Source organism: Halorubrum sp. Atlit-26R, from assembly GCF_003666015.1.
GTDB lineage: Archaea > Halobacteriota > Halobacteria > Halobacteriales > Haloferacaceae > Halorubrum.
Window position 1 is genome coordinate 18,281 of sequence record NZ_QPLT01000018.1, and the last position, 17,265, is coordinate 35,545.

General features: G+C 58.5%; 14 protein-coding genes. 9 read left to right on the top strand and 5 right to left on the bottom strand.

From position 1 onward, the window contains the following. Positions 1-7: 7 nt before the first annotated feature. From ppk1 to DVK07_RS16255, 3 genes are all read right to left on the bottom strand, one after another. Positions 8-2,389, bottom strand: a complete 2,382-nt coding sequence (ppk1, locus tag DVK07_RS16240; protein ID WP_121598041.1) for a polyphosphate kinase 1 — start codon at positions 2,387-2,389, stop codon at positions 8-10. A gap of 699 nt (positions 2,390-3,088) precedes the next feature. Further along, positions 3,089-3,772: a hypothetical protein gene (locus DVK07_RS16250; protein WP_233565471.1), complete on the bottom strand. Its 684-nt coding sequence runs from the start codon at positions 3,770-3,772 to the stop codon at positions 3,089-3,091. A gap of 358 nt (positions 3,773-4,130) precedes the next feature. Further along, on the bottom strand, positions 4,131-4,349 hold the full coding sequence (locus DVK07_RS16255) for a hypothetical protein (RefSeq protein WP_121598006.1): 219 nt from the start codon (positions 4,347-4,349) through the stop codon (positions 4,131-4,133). 359 nt (positions 4,350-4,708) lie between these two features. Between DVK07_RS16255 and DVK07_RS16260 the strand changes: the two genes are divergently transcribed. The 9 genes from DVK07_RS16260 (at position 4,709) to DVK07_RS16295 (ending at position 15,138) form a co-directional block, all read left to right on the top strand. Continuing rightward, the gene (locus DVK07_RS16260; RefSeq protein ID WP_121598007.1) at positions 4,709-5,767 is read left to right on the top strand and encodes a PAS domain-containing sensor histidine kinase; all 1,059 of its coding nucleotides are present in this window, start codon (positions 4,709-4,711) and stop codon (positions 5,765-5,767) included. Positions 5,768-6,032: 265 nt separating this feature from the next. After that, positions 6,033-6,422: a hypothetical protein gene (locus tag DVK07_RS22315; RefSeq protein ID WP_147441189.1), complete on the top strand. Its 390-nt coding sequence runs from the start codon at positions 6,033-6,035 to the stop codon at positions 6,420-6,422. Positions 6,423-6,625: 203 nt separating this feature from the next. Further along, on the top strand, positions 6,626-7,324 hold the full coding sequence (locus tag DVK07_RS16265) for a hypothetical protein (protein WP_121598008.1): 699 nt from the start codon (positions 6,626-6,628) through the stop codon (positions 7,322-7,324). Continuing rightward, positions 7,324-7,581, top strand: coding sequence for a hypothetical protein (locus DVK07_RS16270; RefSeq protein WP_121598009.1), 258 nt, complete (start codon positions 7,324-7,326; stop codon positions 7,579-7,581). The genes DVK07_RS16265 and DVK07_RS16270 overlap by 1 nt, the downstream gene beginning before the upstream one ends. A 2-nt stretch (positions 7,582-7,583) precedes the next feature. Beyond that, positions 7,584-9,785 carry a type B DNA-directed DNA polymerase gene (locus tag DVK07_RS16275; protein ID WP_121598010.1) on the top strand — a complete coding sequence of 734 codons (2,202 nt, stop codon included), beginning with the start codon at positions 7,584-7,586 and terminating at the stop codon, positions 9,783-9,785. A gap of 690 nt (positions 9,786-10,475) precedes the next feature. Then, a complete protein-coding gene (locus DVK07_RS16280; RefSeq protein WP_121598011.1) occupies positions 10,476-11,702 on the top strand; it encodes a Cdc6/Cdc18 family protein in 1,227 nt (408 codons plus the stop codon). 585 nt (positions 11,703-12,287) lie between these two features. After that, positions 12,288-12,539 (top strand): helix-turn-helix transcriptional regulator, encoded by a 252-nt coding sequence (locus tag DVK07_RS16285; RefSeq protein WP_121598042.1) that lies wholly within the window; start codon positions 12,288-12,290, stop codon positions 12,537-12,539. Between the two features lie 212 nt (positions 12,540-12,751). Then, complete coding sequence (locus DVK07_RS16290; RefSeq protein WP_121598012.1) at positions 12,752-13,528, top strand: ABC transporter ATP-binding protein; 777 nt, start codon at positions 12,752-12,754, stop codon at positions 13,526-13,528. Next, on the top strand, positions 13,525-15,138 hold the full coding sequence (locus DVK07_RS16295) for a hypothetical protein (protein ID WP_121598013.1): 1,614 nt from the start codon (positions 13,525-13,527) through the stop codon (positions 15,136-15,138). Before DVK07_RS16290 ends, DVK07_RS16295 begins: the two co-directional genes overlap by 4 nt. 126 nt (positions 15,139-15,264) lie before the next feature. On the opposite strand, the gene DVK07_RS16300 is transcribed toward DVK07_RS16295, so the two are convergent. After that, a complete protein-coding gene (locus tag DVK07_RS16300) occupies positions 15,265-15,672 on the bottom strand; it encodes a hypothetical protein (RefSeq protein WP_121598014.1) in 408 nt (135 codons plus the stop codon). After that, a complete protein-coding gene (locus tag DVK07_RS16305) occupies positions 15,669-16,487 on the bottom strand; it encodes a ParA family protein (RefSeq protein ID WP_121598015.1) in 819 nt (272 codons plus the stop codon). The genes DVK07_RS16300 and DVK07_RS16305 overlap by 4 nt, the downstream gene beginning before the upstream one ends. Between the last annotated feature and the right edge of the window lie 778 nt (positions 16,488-17,265).

A 17,265-nucleotide genomic window follows, 5' to 3' on the forward strand; every position in this document is an offset into this window, starting at 1 on the left:
TGCTGAATTACTCGTATTCAGTCTGTAGGCGCTTTCGTGCTCCCTCTCGCGTTTTGAAATATCGTCGGTCACCCTCCGCCGTCCGAACAGCCCAGTCGTACGTCTCGCTATCAGGACGGTACCAGTGATCGGAGTATACGTCGAACACGGACACGTCTCCCCCATCCGAGTGGGTCTGTTTTTCATCGGCATCGAGATCGGCTTCGCCCGACTCCTCGGAGCTCGCGTTCGTCTCGGTCTCCGTGACATCCTCGACGAGAAGCGCTTCCTCGATCAGATCCGTATCGACGATCATCCCCGGTCCGTAGCCGTGATCGAGTGCTGCTTCCGTAGCTGCCATCAGTATCTCTTGGATGTCTCGAACCGGGTCGTCGTCGGAAGAGACCGCTTCGTAGGTTCCGTCGCTCTGCATCACCCATCGACGGCGATTGTCTGTTAGCGACGCCTCCAAAATGAATCGGAGCTGTTCGCGCAGTTGCGTGTCTTCGACCGGTGTGACCGCTTCTACTCGGTAGTCGAGATTCCGGGTCATCCAATCCGCGGAGCCGATGTACCACTCGGGACTGCCTCCATTCTCGAAGTAAAATATCCGAGCGTGTTCGAGGAATCGACCGACGATCGAGTGGACGGTGATATTCTCGCTTAGTCCTTCAATACCGGGACGAAGTCGGCAGATATCTCGAACGATCAAATCAATTTCGACGCCGGCCGCCGAAGCGCGATAGAGTTCTTCGACCATCGACGGGTCTTCAAGCCCGTTTATTTTGACCACAATCCGTGCCCGCTGACCAGCACGAGCATGCTCGGCCTCTCGTCTGACCATCTCCGTGAACCGCTCACGCATCGTGACGGGTGCAATCAAGAGCTTCCGGAAGCGGTCGTCGAGCGTCGGTCCGGTAAAGAAGTTGAACACTTTCGTGAGATCGAACCCAATGTCTCGATCAGCGGTCAACAACCCCAGGTCGGAATACCCTTTCGCGGTTCCTGAATGGTAGTTTCCGGTGCCGATGTGCGAGTAGAGCTGAACGCCTTCTTCCTCTTGGCGCACGACGAGCGCCGTCTTCGTGTGCGTCTTCAGCCCCACAGTCCCGTACGCGACGTGGATGCCCTCCTCTTCGAGTTGCCGAACCCATTCTAGGTTGTTCTTCTCGTCGAACCGAGCCTTGAGTTCGACCATTACCGCGACCTGCTTGCCGTTGTCGGCGGCATTGATGAGGCTCTGAATGACTTTCGAGTCGCTCGCCGTTCGGTAGATGGCCGCCTTCACGGCAAGTACGTCGGGATCAGTCGCAGCCGCGTTAAGGAACCGCTGAACCGTTCCCTCGAACGAGTGATACGGGTGATGTGCGAGGATATCTCCTTTTTTAATTTCATCGAAGATACTCTTCGTCTCGTCTCTAGTCTCACTCGTTAGTGAGCCCAATCGGGGATGAGGCTTTGGTGACCACGCCGGCGGCTTGAGGTCGGGACGATCGAGATCGATAAGCTCGAAGAAGTCCTCGAAGTCGATCGGCCCCTCACGGTGGAACACTTCTCGGTCGTCCACCCCGAGCTGATCTTTGAGAATCGCCAGCGACCCGTCTGGCATATCGGCGTCGACCTCTAGCCGGACCACCGTCGCGAAGCGTCGCTGTTCGATGACCTCCTCGACCATATCGACGAGGTCTTCGGCGACCTCTTCGTTTCGCCGCACCTCGGCGTTTCGCGTCACCTTGAATTTCGACACGTCGCGAATGTCGAGATCGGGGAGCAACAAGTCGAGATTACGTTCGATGAGGTCTTCGATGAGAACGTACCTGTCGGCGTCGCCGGAAACACTGATGAAGCGGGGTTGATTCGGCGGAATCTTGATTCGAGTGAATGTCGGCTCGTCGCTCTCATTCGACGAGAGGACGGCGAGCGAAAGCGAGAGGTTAGAGATGAACGGGAACGGGTGAGCGGGATCGAACGCAAGTGGCGTCAGTGTCGGCAAAATAGACTCCTCGAAGTGCGTCCGTAGCTGTTCTTGATTCTCACCGGAGAGTTCATCAGGTGTACAGATCTCGACCCCTTCGTCAGCGAGCGTCGGCTTGAGAACAGACTGCCAGTACGCTGACTGCTGTTTAAATAGGGGCCGCGCGGCGTCGAGTACCTCAACCCACTGCTCTTTTGGCGTCCGTCCGTCGGGCGTCGTCTTCGTCACACCGGCGTCGATCTGCTGTTTGAGTCCACCGACGCGCTTCATGAAGAACTCGTCAGTGTTCTTCGTGAAGAACGCGAGAAATCGGAGCCGTTCGAGCGGCGGATTCCGATCGTCCATTCCCTCTCGGAGAACTCGCTCCTGAAAAGCCAACTCGGAGAGTTCTCTGTTGAGGTAGTACTCCGGGTCCGTGAGATCTCTCTCGTTCACAGGATCACCCGCGTAGAGAGCGCTGATTCTGTGGAGCGACTCCCGAATCTGCGAAATTTGAACTACCCTGCCATCTCTCATTCAGGGGCAGCGGATTCATCTGGATGAGGGAGCAGCACTCATTTTCGAATCCACCTGATTGTGGACGGTTACGTCTCGACATCGAACTAGAGCGACGAAACCTCGACAGATGATTCAGGCGTTGACTGGGACCCTTCGCCACCGGACAGTGCGCCGTCTGGGAGCCATGTGTCGTCGCGTTCGGTCCACTCTTTGATCGGGAGTTGGCGACGGGTCTTCGAGGGGACTACAATTTCGGTAGCGTCTGAAACGACCCCGTACTTCCGAATTGCCATTTTGGGTTCGTTGAGATCGTGGCCACGCAAGTGGGTCTTTACTTGAGAGAACAATTCCTGTTTCGAGTACTCATTTCGTCGGCCTTCGAGCGCGTGAATAGCGTTACAAATTGGACACAGAAGGATCACAGCCGATTCCATAGCTAACTGGCGGAATGCTAGCTACAAGAAACCCGATTAATAGAACTATATATCAATATGAGATAATTAATAAGATATTGTATAGCTCGCGGCTAAGGCTCAACATCCAAAATAATCGCCACATGAATCACGTTTCATGTGTGGTGCTGCTGAGTGCGACATGCGGTTTGGTGGCCCTGTTGGGTCGCTCTTGTCTTGGTAGTTAGTGCGGACGCCCTTCCGACGCGTCGGCGATCGTCTGAAACTGCGTTGGGTCTTGAACGAACCTCCAACCTGTGTCGGTGATACTCGACTGATCGATGTACTCGATACCGTCGCCGTACACCGCCAAGACGGGTTCGTCTTGGAAGTCGCCGATCGGGCGAGACGTGGTACACTCTATTGCGACGTACGCTCCTCCCGGGAGCGTCGGCGCGTCGGCATACGCCGCCGGGAGGTCATCTCTATGAACAGCGGCCAGCATGTGTCCGGGAAGAATCACCATCGCGGTCCGGTAGCTGAACGCCGGCTGGGAAAGTATCCCGACCAACAGGTACGTGAGATCCTCGCAGTCACCGCAGCCATCGACGAGCGTCTCCTCAACAGTTCGAATGTACTCCGGTGCTCCCGTCGATTCCGCGTCGGTCACGTATTTGAACGATCGGACGAATCCGATCGCCCTTTCGAGGCGGACCGATTCGGGGAGCGATCGCCAAGCACGCTCTCCCGTCACGCTCACATCTGCGAGCGCCTCAGTGAGCCGCTCGGCGTGAGAACTCGCCTTCGCCGCTTCGAAGCCGCTCAGGTATCCGTGCGCCTTGTCGGCCGCTTCTCTGTACGCGGACCGCTCGATCGAGAATTCCAAACACCACTTCCTCCCGGGCCGGTCCGTCCACTCGTACGTCATCGCGTAGCCGTCTGCGGTCCGTTCCCGAGAGATCGAATCTTCTGCGTCGATGGGTGTGGGCCGCGTCGGCTCGCTCGCAGAAAGAGACAGCGCCGCAGACCACAGATCGGACAGTTCGATGGCTGAAGAAACGACAACCCCGAGCGCGGCCCGGTCCAGCGTGTTATCGAGGAGCTCCCGTCGTTTCATACCCACCGACGGACCTCCTCGGATTCGTTCGTTACTGGGAGAGGCGTCCGAATCGGCGTCGGGCGAAACATCTGAGTCCGCGTTGACCGGGGCATCGGATTCGACACGGACCGGCAGCGTCCGGCCTCCCGACCGTCTCGCCCGCCGCGGTCGCGGTACATCCGGGCGGCTATCGGAAACATACGGGATTGACGACGGCGTCGCCGTCCACCGTCACCCACGCTGACAGCCGCTCGTCGTCGGTTGCGTCAACCGGGAACACCGTGACCCGATCGGGACCCGACGACCGCCTGTCGATCTGATGTACCAGACCGGTGAACGCGGGACCCACCGATTTCCGCCCGGTCGTCTCATCGTTCCTCGGCCTCCGGTTGATATCCGTTGTCATCTGTTACTCGTTCGGGGTATTCGGCAGCCTGCGCTTGAATGCTTATAATAGGTGAACGGACGCGTCAGAGGTCGATCGGTGGGATATATACTAGTCGTGACCGGTCCCTTGTGCCCGTTCTCGCTCGACAAAGACGAGTCCTCTCCGACATTTAGATCGCAGTTTTTCAGATTGAGATGATCCGGCTATGGCGTGGATCCGGATGGGACTTCGGAGATGAGCGACCATGTCATAGTCGGTTTGATACTAATTCGATTCTCTCTTGATCAGAGAACGCCCGTTCGGCCACTGATTTCGTACGGAGCGATATATATCACTCATAGCAACGAAAACCGCGCCTCGGTGAAATCCCCAGGTGTATGTCCTCGCCCGAATGCGGGACGCTATCCCCGGTACTTGATACGCTCCACACCGGTGTGGCGATCTATGACGCCGCCTCCGGGGCTGTTATCGACGCGAATGCGCGACTGGAGGAAATCCTCGGTTACAGTTCGGACCAACTGCGTGAGCTCTCTGTGGCCGAATACACGGCAAACACGTACCCACACACCGAGTCTGAGTTCCACAATCGACTCTCCAGGGCTGCCAACGGAAGCCCGCAACAGTTCGTGTGGCGAGCCAAACGAGCGGACGGCGAACTCATCTGGATACAGGTGTTTACTTCTCGACAGCGCCCGACGGCGGACCGCTGTGTCCACGTCGAGGTACGAGATATCACACGTCACTACGACACCCATCATCGGGCGGAACTGTTCTGGCGCGTCCTCCGCCACAACCTCCGGAACGAGGCCGCGATTATTATCGGATGTGCGGAGCAGGCGATGAACGGCCCCGAGAGCGGACCGTCCGAAGAAGTGGTCTCAACCATTCTTTCTAGAGGCGAGAAGCTCGGGAACATCGCGACGTCCGTGAAACAAATCGAACACGCGGTGACCGACTCACAGGGAAACCTCAACCGAGTTTCCGCCGTGAGCGCCGTACGGAATGTCGTGAGCCGGATCGGCGCCGAACATCCCGGTGCGGACATCCGGGTAAATAAACGAAAACAAATGTGGATCGATATAAACGATGCATTCAATTACGCGCTCGCACACGGAGTAGAGAATGCGATCGTCCACAGCAACGACGAGGCGCCGGCAGTCGAGATAACGGTCGGCCCGTCGCCCAACACCGGTCGCGCGGAGATCCGCATCGAAGACACGAATCCGCCGATCCCGCCCGAGGAGATCGCCGCGCTGTTTTCGCCGACCGTCACCACGAGTACGTCCCACGGCTCCGGGATCGGCCTGTTCGTGATGAAGTGGTGCGTCGAATCGCTCGGCGGAGAGGTGTTGTTCGAATCGCGGAATTCCGGGGGAAACGCCGTCTGCTTACTCCTGCCGCCTAAGCAGCTCCCGGATTCGATGATGACCGATTGAGTTCGCTGTTCGCGACGGCGCGTACGTCTCGCAATTCGCTCCATTCGATATCGATCCGAGCGCTGTCGGCAGCGACATGTCCAGAGGCGAAACGGGAGGTTTCACGAAAACAACCGAGGCGACCGCACCTGTGAGTCACCTTGATATATTTTCAGGCCTCGTGGTCAGTACAGGGGCTCTACGAATTGATCGATATAGGGAGCGGCCTGTGGTAGCTGTCTTATTACCCAGAAAACATTTTAATCGGCGACAGGGATTCTGAAGCATGAAAAGACGGTCATTCCTAGCTGTGGCAGGAGCTACTCTTACAGTCCTGACCGCTGGCTGTTCGGATGTTATATCCGACGAGCAGCAGCAAGAGTATGAATTTGGAATCTATAATGCCTCACAGAACTCCCATACAATTACAGTTCGAGTTGGAGATTCTCTAGAGGGGCACTTTCAAGAAGAGGTGTTTGAAATGGACGCTGAGACAGCCAATGAGAATGTGCCAGTAGAGGATACGCCATCCCGGATCTATCTCGAAATAGACTCGTCTGAAGAGATGTCGTTTCCGTGGCCAGCGTCGAACAGCGAGTTGGGAAGTATAGCCTCGAAGGCAGACGTCTGGTACGAACCGTCACTCGAACAGGAAATTCTGATTCAAGAGGCATAGCAGTTTTGCCCCACCCGATACGTAACCAGTTCTCATCTACCGGCTGTTTCATTCGATTTTGCGTCTGATGAAGAGGATTTCAACAGAGCCGAAGAACCTAGTTCTCGGTGTCGCTCTCCACGGTTACTCGCTGAGAAACCACTTTTACTTTCACCGGCCATCCATGGCTCACCCCTTTTACGCAGATGTTCATCTAGCGGAGTATGTACACTCGCTCCCGACGACCGACCGCGGATCTCCCAGAGCTCACGCCGGGTGTCACGCTCGTCGACGTTGACGACGATCTCGGCGTCACCCCGGTCCAGGCGCTCCTCCTCGATCAGGTTCTGGGCGGTGACGGACCGGCATTCTGGGTCGATGGCGCGAATCAAGCGAACACGACGCGGCTTCGTGAACTGGCCCCGAGCGACCGCGTCCTTGACCGCGTCAAGGTTGCCCGCGGATTCACCCCACACCAGCACACGTCGCTCCTCGACCGGCTTGCCGGACGACTCGACGCGCGGGACTCCCCGTCGCTCGTCGTGGCGACCGGGCTCGACGGGATGTATCGGGGCGCCGATATCGAGGGCGAGCTCGCCAAGCAGATGTTCATCCGGGCGATCGCGTCGGTCGCCCGAATCGCCCGCGTTCACGACGTGCCGGTGATCATCACCCGGTGTCGAGAGGACGAGTTCTCGCGCCCGCTCCGGCGCGCTGCGGGGACGCACCTTCAGTGCCGGGCGACGCCCTTCGGCCCGCGCTTCGAGGACGCAGCGGGCGACGTGGAGACGCTCGTCTACCATACGGACGACGGCTGGATGCAGACGACGCTGGCGTACTGGCAGGAGGTTCTCGAACACCGGGCTCGGATACACGAAGCGTCGACGCTCGAACGCGCGGCCGGCCCCATTGGAGTCCAGTAATGGGCCGGACGAATCCGACCTATCGCGACCAGTTGAGCGCGATCGAAGACGAGTGGGGTGCGTACCGCCAGGCGCTTCGGCGACAGGATCAGGGCATCTTCGACCACCTGTTCGTGTACGCTCGCGACCACGCCGACGCCGCCTGGAACCTCAACCACGCCGACCCGCTCGCGCCGATCTGGATGGCGATCGCGATCGAACAGGACCGCCGGATTACGGAACTGGAAGCGCGGATCGACGACCTCACCGACGAGTAGCCGTGACCCTCACGCTGGACTTCCTCGACGACGGGCGTGTCGCCCGGTGGACGCTCACCCCGGACGGCGTCGCACGTGAGGTTCGCGAGGCGTACAACCCGACGCTGTTCGTCGGTGACGCACCAGCCGACCTATACGGGCGGACGGGCGGCCCTTCGCCGTCACCGCCGGCACGAGACGGCCTCTCGGACGTGCTCGCTGACCTCCGGTCATTTCTCGACGGGCAACAGGCGGTCGCCGGTCTCGACGTCGAGTCCCACCGGCAGACGTTCCGGACGGATGCTCGGCCGCTCCTCCGCGTCGACGCCGCCTCGATCGAGGCCATTCGGACGATCGCAAAGCGGGTTCGGCAGTTCGACCAGCCGGATACGTTCACCTGCTACAACATTGATTTTACGCGGCAACTGCGATACTGCCTCGAAACAGACACGCCGGCCGCGCCCGACCGATCGGTGCGTGACCTTCGGACGCTCCACCTCTCGTTTCCGAGTCACGAGTCGGGAATCGAGTCGCTCCCGCAGCTCACCGTCGACGGCGACCGAGTCGGCGCCTCGCCTCGCGACGTGGTGGCGGGGGTTCGGGAGGTGCTTACAGAGCGCAATCCCGACGTACTCGTCGTCTCGACTGCCGATCTGGTTCCGTTACTGTTCGAGGCGGCCGACGCGTACGGTGTCGAATTTACGCTCGGACGGGAGGCAGGGTACACCAAACTCGCTGGCGAGTCGACGTACACCTCCTACGGCAACGTGGGCCACTCGCCGGCCCGGTACGCGGTCCCCGGCCGGGTCATCATCGACGAGTCGAACTCGTTTTTCTATCACGAGTCCGGGCTGGAGGGTTGTCTCGACCTCGTGGACCGCTCCGGGTTGCCGCTGCAAGAACTCGGCTGGGCGTCTATCGGCCGCGTTTTGACGGCCATGCAGATTCGCGAAGCTCGGTCGCGTGGCGTCCTGGTCCCGTGGCGAGCGTGGCGCCCGGAACTGTTCAAATCGGCGTCGACACTGGATACCGCCGACCGCGGTGGGACCACGTTCGCCCCCGACGTCGGCGTCCACGAGGACGTTCACGAACTCGATTTCGCGTCGCTGTACCCGAACATCATCCGGACACGGAACATCTCGCCCGAGACCGTCCGGTGCGGCTGTTGTGAGACCGACGACGTGCCGGGCCTCGGCTACTCGATTTGCGAGGAGGATGGGTATCTCCCCGAGGTACTCGGCCCGCTGATCGACGCCCGGAGTGACATTAAGGCGGAGATTCCCGACGCCGACGGCAAGGAGCGCGAGCGGCTGGAGGCCGCCTCGTCAGCGATCAAGTGGATCCTCGTGTCCTGCTTCGGGTATCAGGGCTTCTCGAACGCGAAGTTCGGCCGGATCGAGTGTCACGAGGCGATCAACGCCTTCGCCCGTGAGATTCTCCTCGACGCGAAGGCCGCGCTAGAAGAGGCGGGATGGCGGGTGGTCTACGGCATCGTCGACTCGATCTGGGTGACGCCCGCCGACGGTCGCGAGCAGCGACCACTGGAGGAAGTTGCGAGCGAGGTGAGCGCGGAGGTCGGCATCGAGTTAGAGTACGAGTGTGCGTTCGAGTGGGTGGCGTTCTGTCCGATGCGGAACTCCGAATCGGGCGCGTTGACGCGCTACTTCGGGAAGCGGCGCGGTGAGGAATATCCCGAAGCGGGGCTCGGCGACGCGATCAAGACGCGGGGCATCGAGGGGCGGCAGCGCTCGACGCCGGCGTGGGTCGAAGACGTCCAGAGCGAGGCACTCCGCGTGTTCGACGAGTCGCGATCGCCGGAAGCGGTCTGTGACGTGCTTCGGCGCCGGCTTCGCGAGCTCCGAGAGCGCGAGGTCGATCCCGCGGCGCTGGTCGTCGACAATCGCGTCTCGAAGGACGTGGACGACTACTCGATGGAGACGGTCACCGTGGCCGCATTGAAACGCGCGCGGATCGAGGGCGCCGGGTTGGCACCGGGACAGACTGTCCGGTACGTTGTCGTCGACGCCGACGCTCGCGGCGCCGCACGCGTCCGCCTTGAGTACGAGGACTTCGACCGGTACGACGCCGGGTGGTACGAGGACGCCGCTGTGCGAGCGGTTGAGAGCATACTGGCGCCCATCGGATGGCGCGAGGGAGAGATCCGGCAGTACCTCAGCGGAACGAGCGACGAGACGCTGGCGGGATTCGTGGACGGGTCGTCCTGAGAACTGCCCGTAGAGTTGACGCTCCGGGCTTTTAGGTAGCAATCGGACCTATCAACAGACGCGCCCGTAGTAGGCCAGCACGACTAACACGACCCACAATCAGCCAGCAGTCCGGTGCGCTCGGCGGCGACGCTGGACGTAGTCGGGCAAGGGGGTTGTGCTCGCATACCTAATCGTCGGATTCAGTCGCTAAAAAGCCCGGTAGCGACAACTAGCACCCTTCCAATCGATACGCAACAGACCCCCCGTTTCCGCATAATCGAAGGCACCTCATGCCACGGGGAAGCACTATCGGAGACACACCCCTCGTTTCCGCATTATTCACCCGGTGATTTAGAAGGCCATATCACGTCCTTCTTCGAATATTCTATTTAAAAGCCTTCTATACCGAGGTGCCGAATTGTCTGATACTGCTGTCAATCGGTATCTCCAGCCCACAACACAACAACAAAAATACAATTAACAAAAGATATATAATAACGCGTTAGCAGAGAGATGGAAACATCGGGAAGGACACCGAAACCTGTCGTGGAAGACGCTCTAGTCTCTCTACCCCTGCTGACGTGGATTATGCGGAAATGGGGTGTGGGAGTGGTATATAAACCCGGCATTATGAAGAAGTTCGGGAAAATGCGGAAAGGGTGGTTTTATCAGTAAAACCGTGTATGGTACTCGCAAGGTAGAGCCCCCATGTCGCTGTTTGAAACCGACACTAACGTCTTCGAGAACGAGCGGGCGTTGATGGAAGAGTGGGTTCCTGATCGCCTCCCCAAGCGCGAGCCCGAATTAGAAGAAATCGCGAAGAGTTTTCGGACGACCATCCGATCCGGGATCGAGCCGAAGAACGTCCTCATCTCCGGGAAGACCGGGCAGGGGAAGACCGTCACCGCCCGTGTCGTGTTGGAGGAGCTTCACAACTACTGTCAGGAGGAAGATATCGACCTCCGGACGTTCGAGGTGTCGTTGAAAGACGTGAACACCGCTTATCAGTCCGTCGGGAAGATCCTCACCGCGATCGAGCCCGAAACGACGGAGCGGCCGAAGGGGCTTTCGCTCACCGATCTTAACGAGCGAATGTTCCGCCGCCTTGATGAAATCGGCGGATACGTCGTGTTCTTCCTCGACGAAATCGATAATCTCGGATCTGACGACGACCTGTTGTACCAACTCCCACGGGCGCGATCGAACGGGAAAATCACGAACGCGCACCTTTCGATTATTGGCATCTCGAATGACCTCCAGTTCAAGCAGGACCTATCCGCAAAAACGAAGGACAGCCTCTATGAGAACGAGGTCCACTTTGACCCATACAACGCCGACGAGCTTCGCTCTATTCTGTATGACCGTGTCGACACCGCGTTCAAACCCGACGCAGTCGATGACGGGGTTGTTGAGCTGGCTGCTGCGTGGACAGCAAAGGACACCGGCTCTGCGAGACAGGCGATCCGCCTCCTTCATGAAGCCGGAGATATTGCCTGCGTTGAGGGAAGCGATATCGTTACTGAGGCGCACCTCGACGATGCCCGAGACGAGTTGGAGGAGGTGAACATCGTCAACAAGCTCAAGGATTTAACGATCAACGATCAGGCGCTCTTGATGGCGCTGGCGATACTCGAATCCCGCGGAGACACGCCAGTGCGGACGAAAGAGGTCTATTCGGAGTACAAACGGGTCGCTGACGCGATCGGGACGAACCAACTCACGTCGCGGAGTATCCGCGATAAGCTCACGAACCTCGATACGTACAATCTGGCGATGACCCACAAGCGGAAAGGCGGCGTACAGGGCGGAGATTATTATCTCTCGGAACTACGCGTGAACCTCGATTCATTGCTGGAAGGATTCGAACACGTCGAAGAATTTGATGGGATCGTCCAAGACGTGGATACGTTCAGCCGGCAGAGCACGCTATCGTAGGGGAGATTTTGTGGATGGTAGCTGATTGCTCCTCCGAGCATGTTCAGAACGACCGTTTGGGAGAGACAACCCGCCAGAAGCTTCGCCACTGCCGGCTTCACCATCCGGGGTCAAGCCCCGAAGCACTCGCCTTGCTCATCTGTAGACCGATAGTAGGGAAAATCAACAGAGTCTGAGTTTTCCAACCGAGTCAGAGCAGTAGTCTTTCAAAACACGGATACCCAAATTTGGGAGATGTACGACCTTACAGGGTTTCAGCATACTTCGAGGTGGAGCCTCCGGCCTCAAGGAGCGACCGGAGGGAGCGAGTAGGCCGGAGAGGAAACCGACATAATACTGAGCAACTGTTAACTTACATCCCACCGGACTGGCAACTAGTGCTGTGCTGGCACAAGTCCCGCGCAGTACGGGCCGCAGTAGCCCGGCCCCAAATGGTGGGTTCACCGACCCCGAAAGGCGTTCGGTAGGCGGGGCGCACAAAACGCCCCGTCGCGTCAACTGACGGCGAGGACCACATCAAAGCTCCACCCTCAACGAGCGAGCTTGTCAGTGCGAGCGAAGTAGGGTGGGGTCGGTTACCGGGACCTGTTATACGTAATTGCCGGCCTTGATGACCCTCACGGGCTTGCGGTCAAAGACGAACTCGAGGACTACTACGAAAAGGAGATCCACCATGGTCGGCTCTACCCGAACCTCGACACGCTCGTTGAGAAGGGACTTGTCGAGAAAAGCCAGCGCGACCGGCGAACCAACGAGTACACCATCACTCGCCGAGGCACCAGAGAAATCGAGGCGCGAGCCAAATGGGAAGCCGAGTATCTCGATCACGACGACTGACTGAACTGCCTCATACTGAGCCCCGCGGTATTGGGCTCAACAACCCGTGAACACTACAGTGTCCTATCTCAGTGGCAAACGTTCATAGTTTCAAATTTCGTAACTCTATTCGCGTCGCTATCTACCCATGTAGCATCACCCCCGATACGTGTGACCGGAAGATGATTCCGAAACGCATAGACGACCGGTTCGGGAAATGACATCCGTTACGTATGCCCTCCACCCACGACGAATCCGCCATTCTGGCGACCGATCTCCGGAAGAGCTACGGCTCAGAAGTCGCTCTCGACAGTCTCACGCTCGACATCCCCCACGGGACCGTCTACGGCTTTCTCGGCCCGAACGGTGCGGGGAAGACGACGACGATGCGGCTCCTTACCGGTCTCAGCGATCCGGACAGCGGATCGGTACGCGTCTGTGGCGTCGACCCGAGCGACCGGCGTGCGATCGCCGGTCGGGTCGGCTATCTCCCTGAAACGCCGCCGCTGTACGACGAGTTCAGCGCCCGCGAACAACTAGAATACGTCGCCGATCTTCGCGACATTTCGCGGTCCGTTGCCCACGAACGCATCGGCAAGTACCTCGACCAGTTCGGGTTGGCCGGTGACGCGGACAGGCGGATCGACGGGTACTCGAAGGGAATGAAACAGAAGACTGCGTTCATACAGAGCGTCCTACACGAACCGGACGTCCTGTATCTAGACGAACCGACATCGGGGCTTGACCCCCGAGCGGCGCGCACTATCCGGGAATCGATCACCGCGTTCGCCGACGCAGGAACCACGGTGTTCCTCTCAACACACATTCTTCCGGTGGTCGAAGCCGTCGCTGACGAGGTCGGGGTGTTGTTTGACGGGAGACTCGTCACCGAGGGGACGCCCACCGAAGTACAGGCCCGTGCGGAGACTGGCGAGAGTGGATCCCTGGAAGACGCGTTCCTCGCCGTCACGAGCGAACCCGAAACGGACGCGGCCTCTCGGAGAGAATGAGCTTCCGACAGGACGTTCGCCACGGGTTCCGAATTGGGCGGGCGGAGTTCGTCCGAAGCCTCCGTGGGTACCTCGGAAACCCCCGTCGAGTCCTTGGACTCCTGCTCACGGCGCTGTTCTTCGGCGGCGCGCTCCTGTTCGCGCTGCCGACGGCGTATGTGCTCGGGCAAACCGCGCGCTCCGTGGCGGCGGTCCCGTTCTTCGCGCCCGCTGCGACGCTCGTTCCTCTCAGTCTCCTGTCGATATCGGTGTTTCGGACCCTCGAACGGCTCGGACATATCGACGGTGCGGATTTCGTCCTACTGGCGGTTCACCCGCGAGCAGTCGTTATCGGGCTCATCACAGCGGAGGTGGGACGGCTTTCCCTGTGGTTCGGGATCCCGGTCGGGGCAGTGGTGGTCACATTCGCACTCGGAATGGGCTCGCCGCTGCTCGTTGCTTCGGGCGGGGCGGTCGCGCTGCCGCTCGTTTGCTGTGCCGTCGTCTGGGGGTACGCCGGGGGAATTGCTGTGCTGCGACTCCTGCGGAAACTCCCCAGCCTTCGCCGTCTCCTGAAAGCGGTCGGTATCCTCGCGATGGTCGGACTCGTCGTCGCGTCACAGTTCGCCGGGCAGTTCATCGTCGAATCCGACCTCTCAGTGCAACGGATGTTGTCGACAGTAGCGTTCGATCCCCTCGTGGAATACGTTGCGCTCGCGCTCGTCGGAACACCGATCTCCAGACCGACCTCTCCGGAGGCGGTGGCGGTGCTCGCGGCGTTAATCGCTCTCACGCCGGTCGGTTTCGTCGTCTCGACCAGGCAGGTTTCTACGCTCTGGTTTACCGATTCGGTCAACAACAACAACGAGTCGACGCAGGTGCGGCGATCGAGCGGCGGATTCTCTGCCCCACGACCGTTCGCATGGACTAAACCCGGTCGTATCGCGTGGGGGATTCTCGTGCGCGGTCGCCGTGATCCGGCGGAGTTGAGTCATCTCCTGATTGCCGTCTTTTTTGTCGCACCGTTCGGGACGATATTCCTCGAGTTTTCTGGCGACGCCCTCGGACCCCTCATCACTGGGGGCGGCGTCGTTCTCGCGACATACCTCTCAGGTGCTACATTCGGGTTGAACCCGCTCGGTGACGAGCGGCCGCAACTACCGCTGCTCCTTCTTACCGAGACATCATCCGCGGATCTCGTCCGTGGACGACTCCTCGCCGGCGTTGCGATTGGAGTGCCGATCGCTGTTCTCAGCTCACTCGTCTCGATCGGTTTCGGGATAATGGTGCTTGAGGCGGTGGCGACCGCCGCCGTCGGAGTTGTGATGTGTCTCACTGCGGCGATGTTTGCAGTCGGTATCGGCTCAGCGTATCCGATCTACGAGGAGCGCGAGTTCTGGGGGACCGAAACGGTCGTCCCGTCGACGCTCGTCATGATGGTCTACCTGTTCGTCGTGGGTGGCGGAACGATTCTCGGGCTGTTCGTGACGTGGTTCGCGGTCACCGGAAACGTCGTGTTAACGCCCGTGTTCGGCGTGCTCTTCGGTACGTATCTGCTGTTGACCGTCGGCATTTCGTATGGCTCCTACCGCTATGCGCTCCGGCGGCAACGACGCTATACTCTGACGTGATCACGCATTACAGATATATCGAATAAAATGAAGAACCAATTGAAGATATTTTCTTACGAAAGTGATTGAATTTTTCAGCACGAAGGCACGTTCTATCGGCTGGTCCAGGCTACGTTCTGCGTGGCGTCACTTCTCGCCGAGTTCTGAAAGGCGGGCCTGAATTTCCTCAGCATCTGCCTCAGAGAGTGCTTCTACACCAAACTGGATGAGTAGCGGGTAGAAGTGGCGATTTTTCTTGAACTCATCCTGGCCCGCCTTGCGGAGCTTCAGCTGGGACTCGAGGTAGATATCCTCCATCCCGTCGAGGACATCGTCGGGAATGTAGATCGTCCGCCCGTTCCACTCGTCTTTGATGTTCGTCTTCGTTTTGCTCGTTTCGTTCGTTTCACTCGTTGAAGTCGATTCAGTCGTTTCGGTCGATGAACTGGTTTCCACCGTTTCACTCACCTCACTCGTTTCGCCGGAATCAACCTCATCGTCCTCCTCTTCGTAGTTGCCCTCGATGCCAGAAGCATCACCCCACCCGTCGCTCATGCTTCCACCTCCTCAGGTGCGGCCTTCTCAAACGTCTCGTCGAACAGGTCGGCGATCTCGTTGAACAGGTCGCGTGCATCCTCGACACGCTGGTTCTCCTTACCGAAACCGAAGACGGACACCCCTTCGCCAATCGACTGGGAGAGATCGGTTCGCTTTGGGATCTCGAACACCGGGAGCGAGTACGCCGACTTGATCTCCTCGATCGTGTCTCGGTGCTCGCTGTTCTGTTCGACACGGTTACAGACAATCGCAAGCCGATTGATGTCGCCGTATGCCGGTTCGAGCGAACTCAGTTGCTTTGCGAAAATCTGGAGACTGTTGGCGTTGAGCTTCTCTGGAATGACGGGGATGACGACGTTGCCGGTCGCGACTAGGGCGTTGTCGGTGAGGACGTTCAGGGATGGCGGCGTGTCGACAATGATGTAGTCGTAGTCCTTGTCGAGCTCGTCGAGAGTCATCTCCAGTCGTTCTCGGCTCTTGGGCGCTTCAAGCAACGTCTGGATGTTCTTGTTGTTCGCGAGCTTCTCGCTGGCGGGGAGGATGTCGAATTCCTCGTGCTCGACGATGATGTCGTTCACCGACTCCATCTGATCGAAGTCGAGGACGTCGAACAACGTGGTACGGTCGGTATCGTAGTACAGATCGTTGTAGCCAAGCGAGCAGGTGAGCCCCCCGTGGTAGTCGATGTCGACCAGAAGGACGTCATGGCCTCGGGCAGCGAGTGCGCCGCCAGTATGAATAACGTCAGTTGTCTTCCCCGCGCCTCCTTTCTGATTCGCCACCGTGATTCGTGCGGTATTGGTGTCGGTCATTATCTTCGTTTCCCTCGTTGTATTAGTTTCGTTCGTTTTGGTCGTTCCGTTCGGTGCGTTCGGTGAGAGTGTTTCACTCGGTGCGAGGAGTACTACGGTATTAAAACCAACTGCTCGCTCCACTCGTTGAGGCAAACGCACTCGTTGCCATCAACGCATTCGTTCTGTTCGTTATGTTCGTTATTTTGTTTTGTTCATCGAGTAGAGGTCGCCAGTCCGTTCCTCAGAATGCGTTCAATACATTCGTTTTACTCGTTCCGTTCATTTTGCTCGGTAAAATGCGCCTGCGAGTTTAGCAGTCAGGCGTCCGTACATCTTTATTGGATGACTGTCTGGAAGGGATATGGCCCCCCTTTCCAAATACCGGTCTAATAAACGTGTCCAGTTCCTCCTTGTCGTAATCTCTGTAGTCATCGCTATCGACCTGTCTTATGAGTATTGGGCGACAGCGGGGCGAGCTAATATCTATCTCGGTGTCATCGGTGTATGCGCGCTACTGGTCGTGCTTTTTTCCGCACTTGGTTCTAAATCTGACAACGATCAAGTATCGGGCTGATAGACCCGTCGCGTTAAGTTACGAAGAAACGCAAGACTGCGGGAGTATTCGTCGAGTTCCGAAAAGCTGAGTTATAAACTCAAAATAGGTAGTAATCCCGTGAAGAACTGGATCTGCCTTCTCAGTTCTCCTTCCCGTTGATCCACAGAACACGATCGGCTACAACATTCGAAAACACTTCTGTAAAATCGCATGATGGAAGCGATATTGATACTAACTTAA

Bases quoted from the DNA above. Each gene is read 5' to 3' on its own strand.
- DVK07_RS16290 (WP_121598012.1), top strand. From the start codon at position 12,752: ATGCCCTCCACCCACGACGAATCCGCCATTCTGGCGACCGATCTCCGG.
- DVK07_RS22315 (WP_147441189.1), top strand. From the start codon at position 6,033: ATGAAAAGACGGTCATTCCTAGCTGTGGCAGGAGCTACTCTTACAGTC.
- DVK07_RS16295 (WP_121598013.1), top strand. From the start codon at position 13,525: ATGAGCTTCCGACAGGACGTTCGCCACGGGTTCCGAATTGGGCGGGCG.
- DVK07_RS16250 (WP_233565471.1), bottom strand. From the start codon at position 3,772: ATGACGTACGAGTGGACGGACCGGCCCGGGAGGAAGTGGTGTTTGGAA.
- DVK07_RS16270 (WP_121598009.1), top strand. From the start codon at position 7,324: ATGGGCCGGACGAATCCGACCTATCGCGACCAGTTGAGCGCGATCGAA.
- DVK07_RS16280 (WP_121598011.1), top strand. From the start codon at position 10,476: ATGTCGCTGTTTGAAACCGACACTAACGTCTTCGAGAACGAGCGGGCG.
- DVK07_RS16305 (WP_121598015.1), bottom strand. From the start codon at position 16,487: ATGACCGACACCAATACCGCACGAATCACGGTGGCGAATCAGAAAGGA.
- DVK07_RS16300 (WP_121598014.1), bottom strand. From the start codon at position 15,672: ATGAGCGACGGGTGGGGTGATGCTTCTGGCATCGAGGGCAACTACGAA.
- DVK07_RS16255 (WP_121598006.1), bottom strand. From the start codon at position 4,349: ATGACAACGGATATCAACCGGAGGCCGAGGAACGATGAGACGACCGGG.
- DVK07_RS16265 (WP_121598008.1), top strand. From the start codon at position 6,626: ATGTACACTCGCTCCCGACGACCGACCGCGGATCTCCCAGAGCTCACG.
- DVK07_RS16260 (WP_121598007.1), top strand. From the start codon at position 4,709: ATGTCCTCGCCCGAATGCGGGACGCTATCCCCGGTACTTGATACGCTC.